This is a genomic window from Oceanobacillus chungangensis (assembly GCF_003369565.1).
GTDB lineage: Bacteria > Bacillota > Bacilli > Bacillales > Amphibacillaceae > Oceanobacillus > Oceanobacillus chungangensis.
On sequence record NZ_PIOD01000025.1, the window covers coordinates 326,590 to 346,683 of the forward strand.

The following is a 20,094-nucleotide window of genomic DNA, read 5'->3' on the forward strand; positions in this document are numbered from 1 at the left end:
TGGCAGAGATTAACTCTGATCTCTGCCAAAGCTATTTTAGGGGGAGTGAAATAATTGTGAAATACATAGAACTGGATCTAAAGCGCATTCGTAATGCAACATTGCTCTCTATTATTCCTGGGTTAGGTCAATTTTATAATAAACAAGTTTTTAAAGGAATCGTATTTCTTTCTGTTTTTCTATTATTCATTGTTGAAATGCTAGGGTTTGGTGCAGAAGCATTAGCTGGATTAATTTCACTTGGCAGCACCCCAGGTGAGCATCACTCCTTATTTATGTTGATAGAAGGGTCATTACAAATACTTATTATTGCGATTTTTTTACTGTTTTATATTGTAAATATATTTGACGCAAGAAAAGTTGCGAAATTATGGGTGGAAAATAAAAAAGTAAATACCACCATGAAATCCATCATGGTGAATGTCTCTGATAGTGGTTTCCCATATTTACTAACAATTCCAGCATACCTCGCAATGATATTTGCCATTATCTTTCCGGTGCTAGTAACACTGCTGATTGCTTTTACGAACTATGATTTCTATCATATCCCACCAGCAAGCTTAATTGATTGGGTTGGCTTTAAAAACTTTTTCAGTATTTTCTTTCTCAGCTCCTATAGGGATACCTTTATGTCCGTGTTAAGTTGGACGATTATTTGGACGATATGTGCAACAACCTTGCAAATTGTAATCGGTATTTTTACTGCGGTAGTATTAAATCAAAAGTTTATCATCGCAAAAAGAGTCTTTGGAATTATCTTTCTGCTACCTTGGGCAGTTCCTGCTTTTATTACAATTATGAGTTTTTCAAATATGTTTAATGATAGTATTGGAGCAATCAATACACAAGTAATACCGCTAATAGATTCGCTTCTTCCATTTATTGATCTGGGTGCTATTCCATGGAAGACAGATCCTTTTTGGACCAAAATAGCAATAATTATGGTTCAGGGATGGTTAGGATTTCCTTATATCTATGTTTTGGTCTCAGGTATTTTACAATCAATTCCAGAAGAACAATATGAGGCAGCGAAAATTGATGGGGCGAATGCGATTAAGCGATTCAGGCACATTACTATGCCAGCTATTTTCATGATTGCAGCGCCTATTTTTATTACACAATATACAGGTAACTTTAATAATTTCACAATGATTTATCTATTTAATGAAGGTGGTCCAGGCAGTATCGGTGCAGGAGCAGGATCAACTGATATTTTAATTTCCTGGATATATAAATTAACTACTGGAACGTCACCACAGTATTCTGTGGCAGCGGCGGTAACATTGTTTATTTCAGCATTTGTAATTATTATTTCCTTACTTGTATTTAAAAGAACAAGAGCTTTTGAAATGGAGGATTAATAATGAATCTATTTAAATCCCAAAAATTTTCCTTGTCTCTAAGCAAATTCTTTACTTACTTTTATCTCACCCTATTAGCAATTATTATCATTTATCCACTTTTGATTACGGCAAGCTCCGCATTTAAAGCTGGAAATATAACAGCTTTTGATTTGAGCTTTGATGCTAATTGGACGTTAGATAATTTTAGGAGACTATTTACTGAAACGCTTTATGGTGATTGGTATTTGAATACGTTAATCATTGCCATCATTACAATGGTTATCCAGGTTGCAATTGTTACATTAGCTGGTTATACGTACAGCAGGTATCGTTTCATAGGAAGAAAAAGAAGTTTAATGTTCTTTCTAATTATACAAATGGTACCAACAACGGCTGCACTAACTGCCTTTTACGTTATGGCTTTGCTGTTTGGTGCACTGGATCAAAATTGGTTCTTGATATTTATATACGTTGGTGGCGGAATTCCCATGAATACTTGGTTAATGAAGGGTTATTTTGACACAGTGCCGATTGATTTGGATGAATCAGCTAAGCTTGATGGAGCAGGTCATTTAAGAATATTTATCCAAATTGTATTACCTCTAGTGAAACCAATGCTAGCCGTTCAAGCTTTGTGGGCTTTTATGGCGCCATTTGGAGAATATATGCTTGCCAGGTTCCTGCTGCGTACACCTGAAAACTTTACAGTAGCAATAGGATTGCAAACCTTTATTAATAATCCAATGAATCAAAAAGTAGCTCTTTTTGCAGCAGGCGCAATATTAATTGCTGTACCAATTAGTATATTATTCTTTATGCTGCAAAAGAATTTTGTTTCTGGATTAACTTCTGGTGGAACAAAAGGCTAGTATTGTGGTACTGCTGCTAAACTTAGAGAAATGAAGTGAATAAATGAAAACAGATACATTCCCATTAAATTATTTTAAGACAATATGGACACCAATAAAAGTTTTTAAAGGTCGTCATCAACTAAATTGGCTGCAAATCATTATAATTATCCTGTTTTTAAATGCTCTAATAATGATACCAGTTTCCTTAAGCTTTGCTAAAATGGATTCTTTTCCTATTGAAGGGACATTTCCAAATGCATTTTCTCTAATTGATGAATCAGTAGTTACAGCTATGAAGGAAGCGGAGTTCTCAAATGGGGAGATGGAATTACATTCTAGCTTTCTTTATAAAAGTGACAAAGGGGGGATTGGTGGATCCTTATCGAAAGAGGAAGCAGATGAACTGATCAAGGAGGAAAATGCAATATTATTTCTGGCGAATAGACTGCTAATAAAAGAAGGAAAAAATCCAGTTTCAGAAGTGAAATATACAAAGGATTTTTCAGTGAAAAATATCACGACAGTTAATGAATTGAAAACCGCTATATCACAGCAATGGTTCATTCAAAATAAAAGCTTTGTTGTCGGAAGTTTAATTCTTGCTGTTTTCAGTTTGTCACTCGCTAGCATTGTATTTATCGTACTTGGATCATCCATTTTCATTTATTTTACAAGAAAAGGTCAATTTTCTTCGATAAAAACTTTTAAAGAATCCGTAAATTTAATTGTAAATGCAATGGGGCTTGCTACCTTAATGTCGATGGTTATCGGAGTCATTCGATATGATATGATCACGATCCTGTTGATTCAGTCATTCGGAACAGTACTGATGATATTAGCTGTTTTCTATAAAACTCGTTTCAGTGATGAATTAGCAGCATAATTTTTCATTCAATATGATGGATACAGATTAAGATAGTTTTCTTATAGATTATAGAATTGATCATGGGGATAAAAAAATTGATGTAAACTGCGAACAAGTGACAAATGTGTCTTAGAACCAGAGAATCAGCAAGAAATTTGCAAGATAAAAAATGAAGTAAATAATTATTAGATGGTGAGATGAATGGTAACGATTAAAGACGTAGCAAAAGTAACAGGAGTATCTCCCTCTACAGTATCTAGAGTTATTGCAGATAATCCAAGAATAAGTACGGAAACAAAGAAAAAGGTTAGAAAAGCGATGGAGGATTTAGGTTATTATCCTAACATTCATGCACGTAATTTAGTAGTGAAATCATCAAATGCTATCGGGGTTGTCATGTCTTCATCAGCTGATAAAGCATTACAAAATCCGTTCTTTCCAGAGGTTTTGCGTGGAATCGGATCTGTCACACATAAAAATCAATATTCAATTACGCTTTCTAGTGGACAATCGGAAGAAGAAATTCTAAGTGAAGTAAAAAGTATGGTCTATGGTGGCTCAGTGGATGGCGTAATTTTACTTTACTCCCGAATAAATGATGGTGTAACAAACTTCTTACGCGAACAAGATTTTCCCTTTGTCATCGTTGGGAAGCCGGTTGAAGATATTGATCAAGTCACACATGTAGATAATGATAATTTTAAAGCTGGAAAAGAGATTACAAATTATTTAATCGAACAATCACATGAACGAATTGCATTTATTGGAGGATCAAGGGACTTGATGGTGACAATGGACCGTGAATCAGGGTATCAAGTGGCGTTGAAGGAAGCTGGATTACCAAATGTTGATGAATATAGCATCCAAACAGAATTTCTAAAGTCGGGTGGTCAGGAAGCAGTTGAGTGCATCTTAGCAATGAAGGATCGACCAACTGCGATTGTTATAAGTGATGATTTAATTAGTCTTGGAGTGGTGAGTATGCTTGAAAAATCAAATATACGAGTTCCGCAAGACATTTCAATTGTAAGCTTTAACAATGTCTACCTTTCAGAAATAATCCGTCCAGCGCTCACTACTGTCGATGTTCATATTTATGATTTAGGTGCAAAGTCGGCAGAAGCGATAATCAACAAAACAAATAATAAGTCAGAGCCCGCAAAAAGAATTATCATTCCGCATAACATCGTTTACCGAGATTCAGTTATTAATCGCAAGTAGGACTATAAATGGATTCTAAAATCAATCTTGTTAGAGGAATGAGACAAAGTAAGAAAGAATACTAGTGTATGCATAAAATAGAAAGAGGTAAAAAATATGAATATTCTTGTCTGGAATGAATATCGACATGAGAAAAAGGATGCAAACGTTAAGGAGATTTACCCAAATGGGATCCACGGAACTATCGCAACCTTTTTGCAAGAAGACTTTGAAAATGTGAAAACAGCAACATTGGATGAGCCAGAACATGGATTAACGGATGAAGTGTTAGCAAATACAGATGTGCTAATTTGGTGGGGGCATCTCGCACACGATGAGGTGAGCGATGAGGTGGTTGAAAAGGTAAAACAGCGTGTCCTCGAAGGAATGGGGCTTATTGTTCTGCATTCAGCTCATTTTTCAAAGATTTTTAAAACACTAATGGGCACAGGCTGTGATCTGAAGTGGCGAGAAGCGGGCGATAAAGAACGATTATGGGTTGTTGACCCGACGCATCCAATCACAAAAGGTATTGGCCAGTATATTGAACTGGAACAGGAAGAAATGTATGGAGAGCACTTTGATATACCTGCCCCAGATGAACTAATCTTTATTGGCTGGTTTTCAGGTGGGGAAGTATTCCGCAGTGGAGCAACCTTTAAACGCGGAAAGGGGAAGATTTTCTACTTCCAGCCTGGACATGAAACCCATCCAACGTACCACCATAAAGACATTCAGCAAGTCATTAAAAATGGGGTAAAGTGGGCTGCAAGTATTAATACCCTAACACCAACCTATGGTAATCACAAGGCATTAGAACAAATCTAATTGGGAGAGTGAAAGACATGACAAAATTACGTGTTGCAGTTATTGGTTGTGGAAGTATTGCGAAGCATCGGCATTTACCAGAATATGGGCTTAATCCGAATGTTGAAATTGTCGCGGTTTGTGATCTTATAGAAGAAAGAGCAATGGCAGCAGCTGAGAAATATCAAGCAAAAGCTTATACAGATTATGTAACATTACTAAACACGGAAAAACTAGATGCTGTCAGTGTTTGTTTACCTAATTACTTGCATGCCCCAGTTTCCATTGCAGCTTTGAATGCAGGAAATCATGTGCTATGCGAAAAGCCAATGGCAACCTCAATCGAAGAAGCAGAACAAATGATAGAAGCAGCAAACAAAAACAAAAAGAAATTGATGATTGGTCATAATCAGCGCTTCGTTTCTTCTCATCAAAAAGCAAAACAACTAATTGAAAAAGGTGAAGTAGGGAAAATCTATAGCTTCCGCACAGCATTTGGCCATGGTGGACCAGAAGGCTGGAGTGTCGATGGGGGAAATAGCTGGTTCTTTAATAAGGATCAAGCATTTATTGGGGCTATGGGTGATCTTGGCGTACATAAGGCAGATTTACTTCGCTATATACTAGGGGAAGAATTCGTTGAGGTCGGTGCATTTGTTGAAACAAGTGCAAAAGAGAATACTGATGTTGATGATAATGCCGTGTTTATATTGAAATCAGCAAGTGGTGTCATTGGTACATTAGCTGCAAGCTGGGCATATACAGCGAAGGAAGATAATTCGACGATTATTTATGGTGAAAATGCGACATTAAGGTTGGAGGATCATCCAGACTTTTCCCTTGTCGTACAGTATAAGAATGGTGAAGTTGTGAAGTATGAATTAGGTGGAATTCAGTCTAATGAAGAAGGTGGGCAAACAACAACCCATGTAATTGATCATTTTATTGAAGCGATTGTTGAGGATAAGGAACCGTTGATTAATGGTGAAGAAGGGAAGAAATCGCTCGAAGTTATTTTAGGAGCAATTGAATCCGTTGAAACGAAAAGTATTTATCAATTGGAGCGATGAGGCTTATGACAAAATTAAAAATGGGGATCATCGGTGCTGGCGGTATTGCTCAGGGCCGACATATCCCTGCATATCTAAAGCTAAAGGAAAAAGTGGATATTATTGCTGTTCAAGATTTAGATAGTGTCCGTGCAGAGGAAGTTGCTAAGAAATATGATATACCTCAAGTGTTTACAGATTATCATAAGCTCTTTTCCGTTGTTGATGCAGTAACAATTTGTACACCGAATAAGTTTCATGCAGAAATTACAGTAGCAGCATTAGAGGCAGGTGTTCACGTTTTATGTGAGAAACCGATGGCCATCACAACGACTGAATGTGAAGCAATGGTTGCTGCTGCGAAAAAGGCGAATAAAGTATTAAGTATCGGCTACCATTATCGTCATATGGAAGTTTCACAGGTTGCAAAGCGTGCGGTACCTGATATTGGAGAACCACTTGTAACGAGAGTACAGGCGCTCAGACGTCGGAAAGTTCCTGGCTGGGGAGTATTTACGAATAAAGATTTGCAAGGTGGTGGGAGTTTAATAGATTATGGCTGTCATTTTCTTGACTTAGCACTTTGGTTATTAAACGATCCGAAGCCTGTTGAAGTAATTGGTACGACTTATAACCATCTTAGTAGAATACCAAATCAACTAAATGACTGGGGAACTTTCGATCATGAAACCTTTGATGTCGACGATCATGTTTCCGCTTATATTAAGTTTGAAGGTGGAGCGTCGATGTTTTTCGAGTGCTCCTGGGCTGCAAATATAAAGGAAGATACGAATCATCTGAGCATTTCCGGTGTTGATGGAGGATTAAACGTATTTCCCTATGAATTCTACAAGCCGAACCATGGAACATTTATGACAACTAGTGCAGATCTATCGGATGATCAGCAGGAAGCGGGATTACTTCAAGCGGAAAACTTTGTTGCTGCTTGTCTTGGTGAAGCAGAATTAATCAGTAAACCAGAGCAATCTTTACAAGTTTCGAGAATAATAGAGGCCATTTATAAGAGCAGTGAAATGGGGAAAAGTGTGAGATTAGGTTCATCATTAAAAAAGGTGGAGGAGATCATATGAAACTAGGCGTCTTTACGGTATTGTTTTCAGGAAAACCATTAGAAGAAATGTTAGATTATGTGAAGGATGCAGGGCTACAGGCAGTGGAAATTGGTACTGGTGGCAACCCTGGAACAGCACATTGTAATGTTGATGAATTGCTAGATAATGAGGACAAGCGAAAAGCATTCATAGAAACAATTCAATCGCGTGGATTAACAATTAGTGCATTTAGCTGTCATGATAATCCCATTTCACCGGATAAGGCACATGCAGAGAAATCACATGATACATTTATTAAAACGGTGAGATTAGCAGAATTATTAAATGTACCTGTCGTTAACACTTTTTCAGGTGTTCCTGGTTCCAATGAAGATTCCAAACTACCAAACTGGCCCGTCACACCATGGCCGACAGAGTATTCGGATATACTAGAGTGGCAATGGGAGAAAAAATTGATTCCTTACTGGAAGGAGCAGGGGCAATTTGCGAAGGATCATGGTGTGAAGGTTGGTCTCGAACTTCATGCAGGATTCCTTGTCCATACGCCACATACGATGCTTAAATTGCGAGAAGCAACAAATGATGCTATCGGTGCGAACCTTGATCCAAGTCACTTATGGTGGCAAGGAATTGATCCAGTTGCCGCAATCAAAATTCTTGGTAAAGAAAACGCAATCCATCACTTCCATGCAAAAGATACATACATTGATCAAGATAATGTCAATATGTATGGTTTAACAGATATGCAAGCCTACTCGAAGGTACAGACCCGAGCATGGAGCTTCCGTTCGGTGGGCTACGGACATAGTATTCAAGAATGGTCAAATATTGTAAGTGCATTACGGACTTATGGTTATGACTACGTAATTAGCATCGAGCATGAGGACCCAATTATGTCAATTGATGAAGGCTTTAAGGCTGCTGTTCGGAATTTGAAGGCGGTCAATATTGAAGAATCACTTGATAACATGTGGTGGGCATAAAGCTTTATACCCCTTCATATCGTTTGAGTAGTTAACTATCTGAAGGGGTTTTTGTTTTTTGTTGCACACTACGATTGCAGGATTAGTGGAGGGAAGGGAGAGGAGTTTTCGGTTGTTTGGTGGGATAAATGCTGGAAGTGAATGGGTGATGTAATTTGCTGTCATCAATCTGCTTTGCCTTATCTTCCTTCCACTTAACTTTAAATTCCTTAACGCAAATAATTTGTTTGCTAAACCAATTACAATCTTATGTCAGTGCTGCTTTTTTCTGCTACTCAACAATCGAAAGCCCTTGGATTATCTTTAGCCGTGATAATAGCAGTGTACTGATTTTGTATCTTAGCTTAATGAAGTTTACCTTTCTAATACCTTTTTTCACAGGTACATTGATTGCCTTCTTGTCATTGCGGCTTTTTATGACTCTATTTCAATATAAAAAATAAAAATGAAGTGTAAGGGGGATATCCATGGAGAAATGGTGGAAAGAAGCGGTTGTGTATCAGGTTTATCCAAGAAGTTTTATGGATTCTAATGGAGATGGAATTGGTGATATCCAAGGAGTTATTTCCAAACTAGATTATCTTCAAGATTTAGGAATCGATGTAATCTGGATGTCGCCGATTTACCAATCTCCGAATGATGATAATGGCTATGATATTAGTAATTATCAGGAGATCATGGCTGAATTTGGAACAATGGCTGATTTTAATCAACTATTAGATGAAGTACATCAGCGAGAAATGAAATTAATTATGGATCTTGTCATTAATCATACCTCAGATGAGCATCAATGGTTTATTGAATCGAGAAAATCAAAGGATAATGCTTATCGCGATTATTATATATGGCATCCAGGGAAAAATGGCTCAGAGCCTAATAACTGGGAATCGATTTTTGGTGGATCTGCTTGGAAGTACGATAAAACAACAAATGAATATTTCCTTCATGTTTTCTCAAGTAAACAACCTGACCTCAACTGGGAAAATCCTAACGTAAGAAATGAGTTATACAATATGGTGAATTGGTGGCTGGATAAGGGAATTGATGGGTTTCGAGTTGATGCAATCTCACATATTAAAAAGCGTCCAGGTTTTCCCGATTTACCGAATCCAAAGAAGAAGAAATATGTGCCATCATTTGCAGGTCACATGAATCAGAATGGCATTCAAATTTTTCTAGAGGAATTAAAGGAAAAGACATTTGCTAACTACGATATTATGACGGTTGGGGAAGCAAATGGAGTGAAGATTGAAGATGCAGATGTTTGGGTTGGCGAGAAAAATGGCAAGTTTAATATGATATTCCAATTCGAACATTTGGATTTATGGGGCAAGGATACTAATACAGGACTCGATATTCATGCCTTGAAAAAGACATTGACGAAGTGGCAGAAGGGGCTTGATGGTTTTGGCTGGAATGCACTATTTCTAGAAAATCATGATCAGCCGCGTTCTGTTTCAACGTGGGGAAATAGTGATCAGTATATAAAGGAATCAGCCAAATGCTTGGCAACAATGTATTTCCTTATGCAGGGAACACCGTTTATTTATCAAGGGCAAGAAATCGGTATGACGAATGTCCATTATCCATCAATTGATGATTATGATGATGTAGATGCGAAGAATCTATACGATAATGAACTGACAGCGGGAACACCAGTTGAGGAAATTATGGAAGTGATTTGGAAAACAGGTCGTGATAATTCAAGAACTCCGATGCAATGGAATGATACGGAAAATGCTGGTTTTTCTGATGGAAGGCCATGGCTTAAGGTGAATCCGAATTATAAAGAAATAAATGTAGCAAATGCAATGGACCATTCAGATTCTATTTTCTATTATTATAAATTACTAATAAAGCTTAGAAAAGAAAATCCTGTATTAATTTATGGTAGCTATGATCTTATTTTAGCTGGCCATGATCAGGTTTTTGCCTATACAAGAACACTTGATGGTGAGAAGGTGCTCATCATGACGAATCTCTTTGCTGTAGAAACGAAGGTGAAACTGCCAGATAAAGTTAATTTAGGAGCATTATTGCTGGCGAATTATCATGTTCATTTAGGAGAATCTGAAAGAGTGTTAACGTTCAAACCTTATGAAGCTAGAGTTTATAAATTAGTATAATGCTAGCTTAAACGGTCTAATAAAATATGGTTAAGTAGTAAACAAACTGAATCAGCGGATTCAGTTTGTTTATTTTCTTGACATAAATTTGTTCTTTTGATACGTAAAGTTATTTTTAGAGTGACTTGAAAATGCTTCTCATTATCAATATAGTGGTTTATATAATTATTTATTGGAGGGGCAATTATGAGCAAAATTTTAATGCTCTATGCTAGTGCGACTGGAAATACGGAGTTGATGGCTAAGGCAATGGTAAATCATTTAAGAAATAATAACCAGGACGTTGTTGTGAAGATGTTTGATTATGATGAAATAGAAGTAGAACAACTTGAAAACTATGATGGTATATTATTTGGCGTTTATACTTGGGTTGGCGGAGATTTACCGTTTGAAGTTGAGGATTTTTACGATGAACTTGATGGTGTCAATATTAAAAGAAAACCATTCGCCGTTTTTGGCTCGGCAGATTCTTTTTATGATGAGTACGGAACTGCGCTTGATATAATGTATGAGCGTTTTGAGAAACTTGGTGCCGTTATGGTTCCAGAAAAGCTAGTTGTTGATTTGGGGCCAAATCAAGAAGATCTTAAGAAATGTGAACAGCTTGCTGATAGGCTATCAATGCTAATTAGTGGGAAGGAACTGAACGTTAAATAATAAAATTATTCATTTGCAGATAAGGAGGTTTAAAGCTATCTTATCTGCATTTGTAATAAGCGGTTCGAGCATTGGAATTTAAGACTAGTTTTTGCTTAATAAGAAATTTTCCTCCTTGCCATTCCACTTTACTATTACTTCTGCTTCGGAGTTCCAAAGTTTTTTCATTATTTGGATTACTCATACTAGTCACTTTCAGACTATTATTATCATCTAACATATCTGTCATTTCAAGTTCACTAGTTCTTGTATTGAGAGAGAATGTTATTGCCCCAATTAATTGTGCATCGTTGCCCTTATAAATAAGTTCAATTCATTATCTTCATAACCATTACTATGCTGAGTCACCTTGGTAGTTAAGAAAATATATATTTTTCTTACTAAACAAGTACATCTGCAGTTTTCACTGAAAGACTTGGTGATAAAGAATTTTTCTAAAATCCAGCTATCCACTTTTATGTTTTACCTGAAAAAGTAAACATGTTGAAATACAAATGGATAGGACAGAATTCCGACTAGTAACAGGAAAAGATTACGCAATATGTTGCACCCCTTTTTAAAATTTATTTTATCGCATTATTTTTATTTAATATAAAGGTGAAATAATATTTCGGTAAAAGCATTGTTTATTGACATGAAATTATATAATCTATAAACATACGAATATACCAAATGATTCTGAAGGAGGGCGAGGATTTGGGATATATCCTTGGTATTGATGGCGGTGGGACAAAAACAAGAGCAGCACTTGCCAATGAGAATGGAAAAGTTATTGCGCAAGCAACAGTTGGGGCTACGAATCTGAATTCAATTTCTAATCAATTGTTGATACAGACACTCGAGGAGCTTTTTCTTTCGTTAAAAAATCAGACGAGAAATGTAGAGTTCAAATATATTCATATTTTTGCTGGAATTGCTGGAGCCGGAAATAAAACGAATCGATGTCGCTTCATTGATGTAATGAAACGCATCGTAACAAATACTAGTCAAGTTCATGTAGAGACAGACCCTGTTAATGCCTTGTATTCTGGTACATACGGAAAACCAGGCATTGTGCAAATTTCAGGAACAGGGAGCATCACCTATGGAATCAATTCTAAGTTACAGCATGATCGCGTTGGTGGATGGGGGTATTTTCTAGGTGATGAAGGTAGCGGATACGATATTGGTAGACAGGGGATAATGTGTGCTCTAAAAACCTATGATAGTAAAGAGGATAATACAATTTTATTGCCAAATCTATTCAGCTTTTTTAAAATAGTTCATCCACAGGAATTGATGAAAAAAATCTATTCATCGCCCACACCTAAGAATGACATTGCAGCTTTTGCAAAAATAGTACTTGATGCTCATAAACAAAAAGATTCAGTTGCTGGTGAAATAATTACTAATGTTGCAAAGGAATTAGCAACGAATATTATAATGCTTTATACAAAACATTTTCAGAAAAATGAAAAAACAGAAGTTGTATTATGTGGCGGCGTATTCAGTGAAGAAGAAATTCTTCCAAGACTAATAGCAACAAGGTTACAAAAGCTGCAGAAAAATTTGCAAGTAATTCTGCCAAAAATGCCTCCAGTTGGGGGATCATTAATCGGTGCTTATTTAAGCCAAGGGAAAGAGCCGTCCCAATCCGTCATTAACAATATAATTGATACAATCTAAATTAGAGAAGAGGTTGAAGCAATGTCGCACATTAAAGGTGGACTTGTGATTTTGAAGGAAATGGTAAATCGTTTACCGCCTTCAGAGAGAAAAATAGCAGAATATATTTTGCGAAATCCAGAGGAATCGGTTCTTTTAACGGCGTTAATGCTAGGGGAAAAGAGTAATACGAGTAGTGCCGCCGTTATTCGCCTTTGCAAATCATTAGGGTTTAGCGGGTTGCAGGAGTTAAAAATCCGTATTGCAGGTGACTTGCAGGAGGAGGCAGTCGATGAATATCGGGATATTGAGCCAAATGAAGGATTTAATAATATTATTCAAAAGGTAACATCGAATACAATTCAGACGTTAAAGGAAACTGCAGATATGATGAACATTAAAGCTCTTGAAAAAGCAATAAGTGCTCTATCAACTTCAAACTCAATTATTTTCTTCGGTGTCGGAGCATCCAATATTGCTGCAAAGGATGCCGAGCAGAAATTTTTACGAATTAATAAAAATGCATTCTCGTTCTCGGATGTACATATGGCCGCAACAACTGTTGCAAACAAAGGAGAAGGTGATGTCGTTGTTGGGATTTCCTTTTCTGGTAATACGGAAGAAGTGGCGAAATTAATGGAGCTTGCAAAATCGAAGCGGACGACAACGATTAGTATTACGAAATATGGAAACACTGCTGTCTCAAACTATTCCGATATTCGTTTATTTACTTCCGCCGCAAAGGAAGCAACGATTCGAAGCGGAGCAACATCCTCACGCATTGCCCAGCTTCATGTAATTGATATTTTGTTTATGACACTTGCCTCTGTTGAATATGAAAAAACAGTGAAACATCTAGACGAAACAAGAGCTGCAATTTCCTTTATTAAAGATGCTTTCTAATAGACAAGGACTACTAGAACTGTGTTACTCATCTTTATTAAGACTTCGAACTAACTAAGGATGATATATACTTCCTTGGCCTTCGCTCCAGAAATACACTACGCTTTCCCGGGAGCTGGTGAGCCTCCTTGTGCTGTCGCACTTCGAAGTCTCACCTAGGCTCTTCTTCCCGCAGGAGTCTTCGTGTATTTCTTCCGCTGATGATAGTGTAGAATCTCGAAGCAAAAGAATGGCAAACCCACTAAGAATCAACGTTGATTGTAACAACATACTCAGCCTTGTGTGTAGGTAGCCAACTACTGTCTAGATCTGAAGCACTTGTGTCACTATTTCACAGTATATATCAACTGAAATTTAATTACAGAAAATATAATATATATTGACAATATAATTCAGCAACATTATAATGAAGTAAAATTATGAAAATTTACTTTTCATCTTAAGTATAGAGGAGAATGGCATGCAGATGGAATTATCCAGACTTACCACAGAGCAGAGAAACAAGAAGAGTATGAACCTGGATCAAATGTCTACAGCTGAGATACTGCACACAATTAATGAAGAAGATAAAAAAGTTGCTTTTGCAGTAGAAAAGGTACTGCCGAAGATTGAGGTTGCGGTAGATCATATTGTACCATCGCTCGCCAGTGGTGGCAGGCTATTTTATGTTGGCGCTGGAACAAGCGGAAGGTTAGGGGTAATTGATGCATCAGAATGTCCACCAACATTTATGACACCAAAAGAGATGGTGCAGACAGTAATGGCAGGAGGAATGGATGCATTTTTTAATGCGGCAGAAGGGTCTGAGGATAATGAAAATCAAGGGGGTCTTGATTTACAGACAAGGAAGCTTGCAAAGAAGGATGTTGTAATTGGAATCACCGCAAGTGGACGTACACCATATCCAATAGGTGCTCTCAAATATGCAAAAACAATTGGAGCATATACCATTGCATTATCATGTAATCAAGATTCCTTGATTAGTAGTGATGCAGATTGTGCGATTGAAGTTGTCGTTGGTCCTGAAGTATTAACAGGGTCTACACGAATGAAAGCGGCTACTGCGCATAAAATGATATTGAATATGATAAGTACGGCAACAATGGTGAAGCTAGGAAAAGTCCACGAGAATCTAATGGTCGATCTTCATGCGAATAACTATAAACTTCGGGAAAGAGCAAAGCGAACAGTAAGTGAAGTAACAAAAGCTACCTATGAAGAGGTAGAAAAAATACTTATTCAGACGAACTATAAAGTAAAGCCAGCGATTGTAATGCTTAAAAGAAATGTCACGCTGCAAGAAGCAGAAGAGGCAATTGTTCAATCGGATGGTTATGTAAGAAAGGCAATTGACTATCTTTCATAAGATAGGAAGCTTTGAAATTCCATTAATAGCCATGTCGCTATTAATGTCTTTCACATAATTAAAGAAAATAAGAGGGGATGAATAACTTGAAACAATTACAAAAAGGACGAGTCTGGTTATTACTCACTTTAATGTTAGCGCTTGCACTTGTTATTTCAGCATGTTCTTCAGACGATGCAGATTCAGATTCTAGTTCTTCAAGTGACGGGACAGATGAACCAAGTGATTCAACAAATGATGGAACTGATGGAGCAATATCAGGAGATCTCGAAATTCAATATTTTGTAGGGGGATATGGTGATTCCTGGTGGAAAGAAGTTATTGCTGATTTTAAAGAAGCAAATCCAGATGTAAATATTGTCGAGCATGCAGGTCCAAATATTAATGAAGAGATGCGTTCACGTTGGGTATCAAATGACCCGCCAGATGTCGTGTACATTGATGGGGCAGGATCCAGTGAAACGCAAATGGTAGAAGATGGACAATTAATGAATTTAACAGAATGGGTCAAGGAGATTGAGCTTGAAGGTGGCGACAAGCTGATTGATAGTTTTATTGTTGCTCCCGCATCCTATGATGGTGATATTTATTCGTTGCCACTTGTGTTTGATACATGGGGAACATGGTACGACAGGGCATTATTTGATGAAAAAGGCTATGAAGTACCAACAGATTTCGATAGTTTCATGAGTTCAATGGAAAAGATTAAAGAAGGGGAAGATATTGATCCATTAGTAACAAGTGGGCAGCATCCATACTATTTCATGCGTGGGATGCTTTACCCTGCATTTGCAGCTGCTGGTGGTGAAGAATTGCTTGCGGATCTTATCAGTGGTGCAGAAGGTGCCTGGAGTAGTGACGTTACATTAGAAACGATGAAGAAGGTAGAGGAAATTCAGAAAGCTGGATTCTTTGATTCAGGACTAGGAGCATTAAATCACACGCAATCCCAGATGAATTTCTTATTGCATGATAATGCTTTTGTACCAGTAGGTTTCTGGCTGCCAAATGAGATGGCAAATGATATTCCAGAAGGATTTGACTTTGGATTTATTCCATCACCAATGCAAGACGCGGGTGAACCGTTTGCAATCGTTCCAGATTTACGTCCACTAGCAATCGCAGAGAACGCGGAGAATCCGGAGGCGGCTAAAGCATTTGTTGAGTTTGTATTTACGAGAGAATATGCGATGTCATTCTCTGAGCATACGGGAGCGATTATGAATATTAATGGCGTTGATTTAACAGAAAATGAAAATGTTCCTAGTTATTTAACAGAGGCTAATGCAATGATTAATGACCCGGAACAAGTGCAAATCTATGAGAAGCCATATCCTATGAGTGCAGATTTAGAGACACCACTTGGCAATGCTTTAATGTCACTGATGCTGGGGAATATGACAGCAGAACAATTTGTTGAAGAAGCTGAAAAAGCTGCAGCAGAATATCGCAGCGGTCTATAAGTAAATGAAATTGGTGTGGGATGTGACGGTACTTCTTTAGCATTCCATACCAATTATTTCATTTATAGCTAAGAAAGATGAAGCACTTTCTTAAATTAAACTTGAAAGAATATTAACTAAAGTGTTAGCTAATCTTAAGGATTTTAGAAATATCGGTTTTTATCGGTTCTTTATTTGCCATAGAAAAGGGTGATAAAATGGTTCAATCCAAAAAGCAAAAATATATGTTTCTAGCATTTTGTTTAGTTCCTACTTTTATTTTGTTTGCGATCTTTACGCTTTATCCGTTGTTCAGCGGATTGTATTATTCCTTTTTTGATTGGTCGGGCTCATCAAGCAATAAAACGTTTATTGGATTTGGTAATTACATAAAGCTATTTAATGATGCAATCATCCCGAATACTATTATTCATGATTATTTTCTAGTTGTAACTAAGGTTATTGGGATTATGGTTTTGGCGATGTTCTTTGCGGTTGCGTTAACCCAGCTTAAACTAAAAGAAGCGCCATTTTATCGGGTTATATTTTTCTTTCCAAATATCATGTCGGTTGTTGTTATTGGGATCCTATGGATGTTCATTTATAATCCGAGTATTGGTTTAGTCAATTCAGGTTTAGAATTCATTGGCTTAGAGTCATTAGCAAAACCATGGCTCGGTGATGAAAAATGGGCACTTCCTAGTCTCGTATTACCATCGGTCTGGGCGGGGATTGGTTTATTTATGCTTATGCTTATCGGTGGTATTTCAAACATTGATAAAAGCTATTATGAAGCAGCTGAGATAGATGGGGCAACACAGTGGCAGCAATACTGGAAGGTAACTGTTCCGCTGCTATGGCCGCAAATAAAGATTGCGATTCTTTATATTGTAATCACAACACTAAATGGCTCCTTTGTTATCGTTCAGGTTATGACTGGCGGGGGACCAAATAATGCGACACATGTAATGGGTTCCTACCTTTATCAGCAAGCATTTGTTCAGTTTAATTTCGGATATGGGGCAACAATTGGTGTGATGATTTTAGTACTGTCATTACTCACCGTGCTCATTTTACAATTCTTTATGCGTAGAGAAAAAGTAGATTACTAATCATGAGAGTAAAGCATGGAAGGGATGAATAATCTTGAAGCGAAGTGTTGGACAAATTCTTGGGCGAGGCGGGATTCGGATACCATTAATCCTTTGGACGATAGCGGTACTGTATCCTATCTTCTGGATGTTTCTTGGATCATTTAAATCAAACGCAGAAATTTACCGAAATCCATGGGGCTTTCCGGAAACATTTAATTGGCAAAATTATGTAGATGCATGGACAAACTATAATATTGGCACAAGTGTGCTGAATAGCTTCATTGTGACAATAGTTGGTGCTGTCTTAACATTGATGCTTGCAATACCAACAGCATATGCAATTGAGCGGATAAATTTCCGTGGCAGTAAGTTTTTATTTACTTTATATGTATCAGCCATGATGATTCCAATGGTATTAGGGTGGATCCCATTATTCTTTTTATTGAGTGATTTACATTTACTGGATAATATTTACGGCTTAGCAATCGTATACGCTGTTAGCCAACTGCCTTTTACAATTTTCGTTTTAACGAGTTTTATGAGCACTATTCCTAAATCGTTAGAAGAAGCAGCAGCGATTGATGGTCTCTCTCCTTATGGCGTATTGTGGAAAGTAATTACCCCACTTAGTATGTCTGGAATCATTACAGTTACAATAATGAACGCCATCCAGTTTTGGAATGAATATTTTATGGCATTAATCTTTTTGCAAAGCAGTGAAAAATATACACTTGCACTCGCAATTGATTTCATAAGCAGTGAAGCACAATATACGAATGCTTGGGGTACATTGTTTGCAAGTCTTGTAATCGCAATTGTTCCTGTCATTATTCTCTACGCAATCTTCCAGAAGCGGATTGCAGAAGGGATGACAGAAGGAGCAATAAAGGGTTAGAAAAATTAGAACTTTATGATGGAGAAATAGATTGATTAATGAATAAACGCTCACCCTCTGATTTATTAAAAATCAAAGGGTGAGCATTATTTTTATATGCTACATTTAAATAATTTTTTTTTGCTAATGACATTTCGCAAACTGCTATAGCTAAATAGGCACAAAGGAGATTTTCGCTCCTGACAGTCGCACATCCAGTGGTGCAATGGCTGAAGGAATCTCCAGTCCTCGCTACAAACTATGGCGATAATAGAGGTAATGCCGTTGTTTCTTATAAAGATAAAGATAGCTGCACAACTCAGCTGAGAAAATACCGAAGACTTTTCGAATAAAGTTCTATTTGTCTGATTGCGATGTAATGCAGCTTTCCTTGTCCTGCACAAGAAGGCTCACCAGCCCCCCGCGGAAAGCGAAGTGTATTTCGTAGCGACTAGTCCGAGAGCAATCTTCAATTCAAGTTACGTCGCACTTAATATCAATAGTAATAAATCAGTCGAAATGAGTTTGCTAATTATTTATATAACAGATATCCCTTTCGTACTTTCTCAAAATCCTTCAAGCCTTTTTTCCATTGTTTCTCCATCTCTTTAACAGAGGTTCCATTTTCAATTGCTTCGCGGATCCAGCCGTTACCAATCAGGTTATCAAAAAAGGATATGCCTGAGCTATTTTCTGCACCGAATTTAAAGTTCTCTGGGTACATATCGTGCAACGTTTTTACAATATGGATTCCGGTTTCAACTGGTTTATAAGCTTTCTTGTTTAGAACGTGTATTTGTATTCCATGGCTTAATTTTCCACTATGCTTAGAAATAGACGGGGTAAACGATGCTGCCCTAAATGTTACACCAGGGAGCTCCAAATCATTTAATGTTGCTGCAAATTCCGTACTATTCACAAATGGTGCGCCAATGAATTCGAATGGTTTGGTTGTGCCACGACCTTCTGATAAATTTGTTCCTTCAATTAATGCTGCCCCTGGATATACAAGAGCGGTTTCAAGTGTCGGCATATTTGGTGATGGCAGAACAAACTCCAGTCCTGTGTCTTCATAGTACATGTCACGCTTCCAGCCATTCATCTCTATTACAGTTAAATCAGCACCAATTTCAAATTCCTCATTAAATAAAGTGGCCAATTCTCCAACTGTCATTCCGTGACGTAATGGAATTGGATAGTTTCCGACAAAAGATGCATACGCCGGATCAAGAACTGGTCCTTCTACCTTATGACCACCCAATGGATTCGGTCGATCAAGGACGATAAATTCGATATTATTTTCCTTGGCGGCTTCCATTGCATAGGCCATCGTATAAATGTAGGTATAGAAACGAGTGCCAACATCTTGAATGTCGAAGAGGAGTACATCCACATTTTCAAGCATTTCTGGTGTTGGTTTACGCGTTTGTCCGTACAAGCTATAAACGGGTAGTCCTGTTGTTTCATCAATATAAAATTCTACATATTGTCCGGCCTGGGCATCGCCGCGAACACCATGCTCTGGTCCATATAATGCAGTTAATTCTACATCGGGATCATTGTGCAACAGGTCAACAATACTGTTTAATTCCTTGTCCACTCCAGTAGGATTTGTTATTAAGCCAACGCGTTTTCCTTCTATCAATTGTTTATGTTCATCAAGTAAAACTTCTACACCGAGTTGAAATTCTTTCTTCTTACCTTTCCCTTTTCCATTCGAGTCTCCCTTATCCGCAAATACGGCAGTAAGGGAGCCAAGAATGAATACGACTGTCAAAAGTAGGATATACGTTTTTTTCATCTGTCATTCACTCCTT

General features: G+C 37.4%; 17 protein-coding genes. 16 read left to right on the forward strand and 1 reads right to left on the reverse strand.

What is annotated here, in order from left to right; all coding sequences use genetic code 11:
- Positions 1–56: 56 nt before the first annotated feature.
- The 16 genes from CWR45_RS17760 (at position 57) to CWR45_RS17845 (ending at position 18,298) form a co-directional block, all read left to right on the forward strand.
- Positions 57–1,361, forward strand: coding sequence for a carbohydrate ABC transporter permease (locus CWR45_RS17760; protein ID WP_115751172.1), 1,305 nt, complete (start codon positions 57–59; stop codon positions 1,359–1,361).
- Between the two features lie 2 nt (positions 1,362–1,363).
- Positions 1,364–2,212 carry a sugar ABC transporter permease gene (locus tag CWR45_RS17765; RefSeq protein ID WP_425453641.1) on the forward strand — a complete coding sequence of 283 codons (849 nt, stop codon included), beginning with the start codon at positions 1,364–1,366 and terminating at the stop codon, positions 2,210–2,212.
- A gap of 43 nt (positions 2,213–2,255) precedes the next feature.
- A complete protein-coding gene (locus CWR45_RS17770; protein ID WP_115751174.1) occupies positions 2,256–3,077 on the forward strand; it encodes a DUF1189 domain-containing protein in 822 nt (273 codons plus the stop codon).
- Between the two features lie 183 nt (positions 3,078–3,260).
- Entirely contained in the window at positions 3,261–4,280 is a 1,020-nt protein-coding gene (locus CWR45_RS17775; RefSeq protein WP_115751175.1) for a LacI family DNA-binding transcriptional regulator, read from the forward strand.
- A gap of 96 nt (positions 4,281–4,376) precedes the next feature.
- Entirely contained in the window at positions 4,377–5,087 is a 711-nt protein-coding gene (locus CWR45_RS17780; RefSeq protein ID WP_115751176.1) for a ThuA domain-containing protein, read from the forward strand.
- 17 nt (positions 5,088–5,104) lie between these two features.
- Positions 5,105–6,136 carry a Gfo/Idh/MocA family protein gene (locus CWR45_RS17785; protein WP_115751177.1) on the forward strand — a complete coding sequence of 344 codons (1,032 nt, stop codon included), beginning with the start codon at positions 5,105–5,107 and terminating at the stop codon, positions 6,134–6,136.
- 5 nt (positions 6,137–6,141) lie between these two features.
- Positions 6,142–7,206, forward strand: coding sequence for a Gfo/Idh/MocA family protein (locus CWR45_RS17790; RefSeq protein ID WP_115751178.1), 1,065 nt, complete (start codon positions 6,142–6,144; stop codon positions 7,204–7,206).
- Complete coding sequence (locus CWR45_RS17795; RefSeq protein ID WP_115751179.1) at positions 7,203–8,171, forward strand: sugar phosphate isomerase/epimerase family protein; 969 nt, start codon at positions 7,203–7,205, stop codon at positions 8,169–8,171. Before CWR45_RS17790 ends, CWR45_RS17795 begins: the two co-directional genes overlap by 4 nt.
- Before the next feature lie 467 nt (positions 8,172–8,638).
- Positions 8,639–10,297, forward strand: a complete 1,659-nt coding sequence (locus CWR45_RS17805; RefSeq protein ID WP_115751181.1) for a glycoside hydrolase family 13 protein — start codon at positions 8,639–8,641, stop codon at positions 10,295–10,297.
- Between the two features lie 186 nt (positions 10,298–10,483).
- Positions 10,484–10,954, forward strand: a complete 471-nt coding sequence (locus CWR45_RS17810; RefSeq protein ID WP_115751182.1) for a flavodoxin domain-containing protein — start codon at positions 10,484–10,486, stop codon at positions 10,952–10,954.
- A gap of 696 nt (positions 10,955–11,650) precedes the next feature.
- Positions 11,651–12,619, forward strand: a complete 969-nt coding sequence (locus CWR45_RS17820) for an N-acetylglucosamine kinase (protein WP_115751184.1) — start codon at positions 11,651–11,653, stop codon at positions 12,617–12,619.
- 21 nt (positions 12,620–12,640) lie between these two features.
- Positions 12,641–13,501, forward strand: coding sequence for a MurR/RpiR family transcriptional regulator (locus CWR45_RS17825; RefSeq protein ID WP_115751185.1), 861 nt, complete (start codon positions 12,641–12,643; stop codon positions 13,499–13,501).
- A 460-nt stretch (positions 13,502–13,961) separates the two neighbouring features.
- Positions 13,962–14,867, forward strand: a complete 906-nt coding sequence (gene murQ, locus CWR45_RS17830) for an N-acetylmuramic acid 6-phosphate etherase (RefSeq protein ID WP_281271872.1) — start codon at positions 13,962–13,964, stop codon at positions 14,865–14,867.
- Positions 14,868–14,944: 77 nt separating this feature from the next.
- The gene (locus CWR45_RS17835) at positions 14,945–16,330 is read left to right on the forward strand and encodes an ABC transporter substrate-binding protein (RefSeq protein WP_115751186.1); all 1,386 of its coding nucleotides are present in this window, start codon (positions 14,945–14,947) and stop codon (positions 16,328–16,330) included.
- Between the two features lie 197 nt (positions 16,331–16,527).
- The gene (locus tag CWR45_RS17840) at positions 16,528–17,421 is read left to right on the forward strand and encodes a carbohydrate ABC transporter permease (protein ID WP_115751187.1); all 894 of its coding nucleotides are present in this window, start codon (positions 16,528–16,530) and stop codon (positions 17,419–17,421) included.
- 34 nt (positions 17,422–17,455) lie between these two features.
- A complete protein-coding gene (locus CWR45_RS17845; RefSeq protein ID WP_115751188.1) occupies positions 17,456–18,298 on the forward strand; it encodes a carbohydrate ABC transporter permease in 843 nt (280 codons plus the stop codon).
- A 511-nt stretch (positions 18,299–18,809) separates the two neighbouring features.
- Here CWR45_RS17845 and CWR45_RS17850 read toward each other — a convergent pair.
- Complete coding sequence (locus tag CWR45_RS17850) at positions 18,810–20,078, reverse strand: exo-beta-N-acetylmuramidase NamZ family protein (protein WP_115751189.1); 1,269 nt, start codon at positions 20,076–20,078, stop codon at positions 18,810–18,812.
- Between the last annotated feature and the right edge of the window lie 16 nt (positions 20,079–20,094).